The sequence below is a fragment of the Streptomyces sp. NPDC059524 genome, from assembly GCF_042749255.1.
GTDB classification, from domain to species: domain Bacteria; phylum Actinomycetota; class Actinomycetes; order Streptomycetales; family Streptomycetaceae; genus Streptomyces; species Streptomyces xanthii.
This window is the reverse complement of the sequence record NZ_JBHYTK010000289.1, coordinates 1-3,651: the sequence shown is the minus strand read 5'-3', so window position 1 is coordinate 3,651 and position 3,651 is coordinate 1. Positions and strand designations below refer to the sequence as shown.

The following is a 3,651-nucleotide window of genomic DNA, read 5'->3' as shown; positions in this document are numbered from 1 at the left end:
GTCCGCCACCGGCCGTTCGCGTCCGTCAGACCGTCGTCAACTCCGCCCGCAGGGACCGGCGTCGGGCCGCCTGCCCGGGATCGATCGCCGGGACCGCCGCCAGCAACTGCCGGGTGTAAGGATCCTGAGGACGTGCGTACACCTCGTCCACGGGTCCCTCCTCCACGACCCGGCCCGCCCGCATGACGGCCACCCGGTCGCGGACCTGACGTACGACCGCCAGATCGTGCGCGATGAACACCAGGGCGAGCCCCAGCTCCCGCTGGAGCCGGCCGAGCAGCTCCGTGACCTGGGCCTGAGTCGTCACGTCGAGCGCCGACACGGCCTCGTCGCACACGATCAGGTCCGGGTCCGCGGCGAGCGCCCGCGCGATCCCGACCCGCTGCCGCTGCCCGCCGCTGAACTCGTGCGGATAGCGGTCGTACTGATCCGCCTCCAGCCCGACCTGCGCGAGCAGTTCACCGACCCGGGCCCGGATCGCCCCCTCGTCGAGCCTCCCGGCGGCCCGCAGCGGGTCCGCGACGGACTCGCCGATCGAGCGGCGCGGGTTCAGCGACGAGTGCGGGTCCTGGAACACCATCTGCACCCGGCCCCGCCGCACGACCCGGCCCGCGCTCGGTTCGAGCAGCCCGACCAGCATCCGGCCGAGCGTCGTCTTGCCGCTGCCGCTCTCCCCGACGATGCCCAGGGTCTCGCCCCGGCGCACGCCGAGCGTGACCCCGTCGACGGCTTTCGTCGCGGCCGACCGGCGGCCGAACACCTGGTGGACGTCGACCGCCTCGACCAGCGGCTCGCCCGCGTCGGCCGGCCCCGGGCGGGCGGGCGCGGCCGCGCCGGCGATCCGGGGGACCGCCGCGAGCAGCGCCCGCGTGTACGACTCCGCGGGCGCGGCCAGCACCGCGCCGACCGGACCGCGCTCGACGGCCCGGCCCGCCCGCATCACGAGAACGTCGTCGACGGACTCGGCGGCCACCCCCACGTCGTGCGTGACCAGGACGAGCCCCATGCCCGTCTCCTGCCGCAACTGGTGCAGCAGATCCAGGATCTGGGCCTGCACGGTGACGTCCAGGGCCGTCGTCGGCTCGTCCGCGATCAGCAGCTGCGGCTCGCAGGCCAGAGCCATCGCGATGAGCGCCCGCTGCCGCATCCCGCCCGAGAACTCGTGCGGCCGCGACCGCGCCCGGCGCGCCGCGTCGGGGATGCGCACCCGGTCCAGGACCTCGACGGCGCGGGCCCGCGCCGCACGCCGCGAGACCCGGTGGTGGACCCGGTACACCTGCGCGATCTGGTCGCCCACCGCGTAGTACGGGTCGAGCGAGGACAGCGGGTCCTGGAAGACCATCGCCGCCTTCGCGCCGCGCAGCGAGCGCAGCTCCGCGTCGTCGGCCTCGCGCACGTCCACCCCGGCCACCCGCACTGAGCCGGACACCTCGGCGCCCGTGCCGCGGTGCAGCCCGAGCAGCGCGTACGCGGAGGCGCTCTTGCCCGAGCCGGACTCGCCGACGATGCCGAGCGCCCGGCCGGGCTCCAGCGAGAACGACAGGTTCCGTACGGCCCGCACCGCGCCGAACGATATGGACAGGTCCTTGACCTCGATCAGGCTCATGCGAGCACCACCCTTCGGTCGGCCAGCGCGTGGAACACGTCCGCGAGGGCGCCCGCGAGGACGACGAAGAACCCGGTGACCAGCACCAGACCCACGACGACCGGAAGGTCCACGGTGCGGACCGCGTCGACCAGTTCGCGCCCCACACCCGGGATGCCGAACAGCGACTCCGTCAGCAGCGCGCCGCCGAACATCGAGCCGATGTCCAGCGCGCCGAGCGCGATCACCGGAGCGAGCGCGCCGCGCAGGGCGTGCCGCCCGACCAACGTCCGCTCGGGCACCCCGTACGCCCGGAACGTGCGTACGTGGTCCTCGGCGAGCGTCTCCAGCATCGAGGCGCGGGTCATCCGCGCGTACGGCGCGGCGCTCACCAGGGCCAGCGAGATCCACGGCAGCAGCAGGTTCCACGCCCACTGCTCGGGATCGTCGGTGAACGGCACGTAGTCCGGGAACGGCAGCACCTGAAGCACCGTCACCAGCACGATGATCAGCAGCAGTCCGATGACGAACACCGGCGTGGCCATGCCCGCGAGCGTGATCCAGGTGAGGATCCGCTCGGTCGGCCGGCCGCGCCGCCACACCGACAGCAGACCCGTGCCCACGCCGAGCACGACCCACAGCAGGGACGCGCCGACGACGAGCGAGGCCGTCGCGGGCAGCTTCGCCAGGATCAGCCCCGTGACCTGCTGGTCGCTCTGGTACGAGAGCCCGAGGCAGGGCGCCGGGCAGTGCAGCACACCGGTGCCGGTCGAGAAGTCCTGCCCGGTGAACAGGGCCTGGAGGAAGTGCGCGTACCGCGCGTACAACGGGTCGTCCAGCTTCAGTTGCGCGCTGACCTGCGCGACCTGCGCGGGGGAGCAGCGCGGCCCGCACGCGATCTGCGCGACGTCGCCCGGGACCACGTAGAAGGCCGCGTACACGACGACGCTCAGGGCGAACAGGACGAAGACGGCGCCGCCCGCGCGGCGGATCAGAAAGCCCGTCATGCGCCGGCCTCCTTCTCGGCATCGTGCCGGGTCTCCTGCTTGCGGCCGGTGCCGACCCGCAGCCGGGACTCGGCCCGCGGGTCGAGCGCCGTGCGCACGCCTTCGCCGAGGACGGTCAGCGCCAGCACGGTGACGAACAGCAGGAGCGCGGGGATCAGCAGATAAGTGGGGGCCGCCTGGTACCAGGTGTCGGCGTCGCTGAGCATCTGCCCCCACGACGGGGTCGGCGGCTTGATGCCGACACCGAGGAAGGACAGCGCCGCCTCGACCACGATGTTCCCCGGGAACAGCAGGACCGCGTACGTGATGACGGGCGCGGCCAGCGCGGGCAGCAGCTCCCGCCGGGCCACCTGCCACCGGCCCCAGCCGCTGAGCCGGGCCGCCGCCACGTGGTCCAGCGACTTGAGGGCCAGCGTCTGGGCCCGCACGATCTTGGACGTGCCGGCCCAGCCGACCAGTCCGATGATGACGGCGATCAGCACGGGACGCGGGAAGCCGGCCGGGACGACGGCGAGCGCGCCGAGCGCCACCACCATCACCGGCAGCGCGACGACCACGTCCGTGACCCGGCTGAGCGCCTGGTCGACGAACCGGTTGCCGAGCCCCGCGGCCAGGCCGATCGCCACGCCGAGCAGCACCTGGAGGACCGTCGCGGCGAGCGCGACGCCCAGCGACACCCGCGCGCCGTACACGACCCGGGCGAACAGGTCGCGTCCGGTGAGGGGTTCGACGCCGAGCCAGTGGTCGGCGCTCGCCCCGCCGAACGAACCGAGCGGCACACCGCCGGTCGCCGAGTCGACGAGGTCCGGGTGGTACGTGGTGGGGTCCTGCCCCTCGACAGCGGTGAGCAGCGGCGCCGCCAGCGCGATGAGGACCAGGAACGCGACGACGCCGCCGGCGACGAGCGCGGAACGCCGGGCCCGCAACCGCCGCCAGAAGGGGCGGCCCCCGGGGGGGGGGGGGGGGGGGGCCGGCGGCGCGCCCCCCCCCCCCCGGCGGCCGGCGCGGGGGCGGAGGCGTGTGGGTCGGTGCGGCGGGGGGGGGGGCGGCGCGGGGCTG

Annotated in this window: 3 protein-coding genes; all 3 read right to left on the bottom strand. The window is 74.7% G+C overall.

Annotation, left to right across the window (positions count from 1 at the left end):
* Positions 1-25: 25 nt before the first annotated feature.
* Positions 26-1,606 (bottom strand): dipeptide ABC transporter ATP-binding protein, encoded by a 1,581-nt coding sequence (locus ACFW9D_RS38105; protein WP_384630047.1) that lies wholly within the window; start codon positions 1,604-1,606, stop codon positions 26-28.
* Entirely contained in the window at positions 1,603-2,592 is a 990-nt protein-coding gene (locus ACFW9D_RS38100) for an ABC transporter permease (RefSeq protein WP_384630045.1), read from the bottom strand. The genes ACFW9D_RS38105 and ACFW9D_RS38100 overlap by 4 nt, the downstream gene beginning before the upstream one ends.
* The coding region (locus ACFW9D_RS38095) for an ABC transporter permease (RefSeq protein WP_384630043.1) at positions 2,589-3,651 on the bottom strand (1,063 nt) is incomplete at its 5' end. The genes ACFW9D_RS38100 and ACFW9D_RS38095, both read right to left, overlap by 4 nt.

What these genes read in the sequence shown, in the direction of transcription:
- ACFW9D_RS38105 (WP_384630047.1), bottom strand. Translation starts at nt 1,606, where the DNA reads ATGAGCCTGATCGAGGTCAAGGACCTGTCCATATCGTTCGGCGCGGTG.
- ACFW9D_RS38100 (WP_384630045.1), bottom strand. Translation starts at nt 2,592, where the DNA reads ATGACGGGCTTTCTGATCCGCCGCGCGGGCGGCGCCGTCTTCGTCCTG.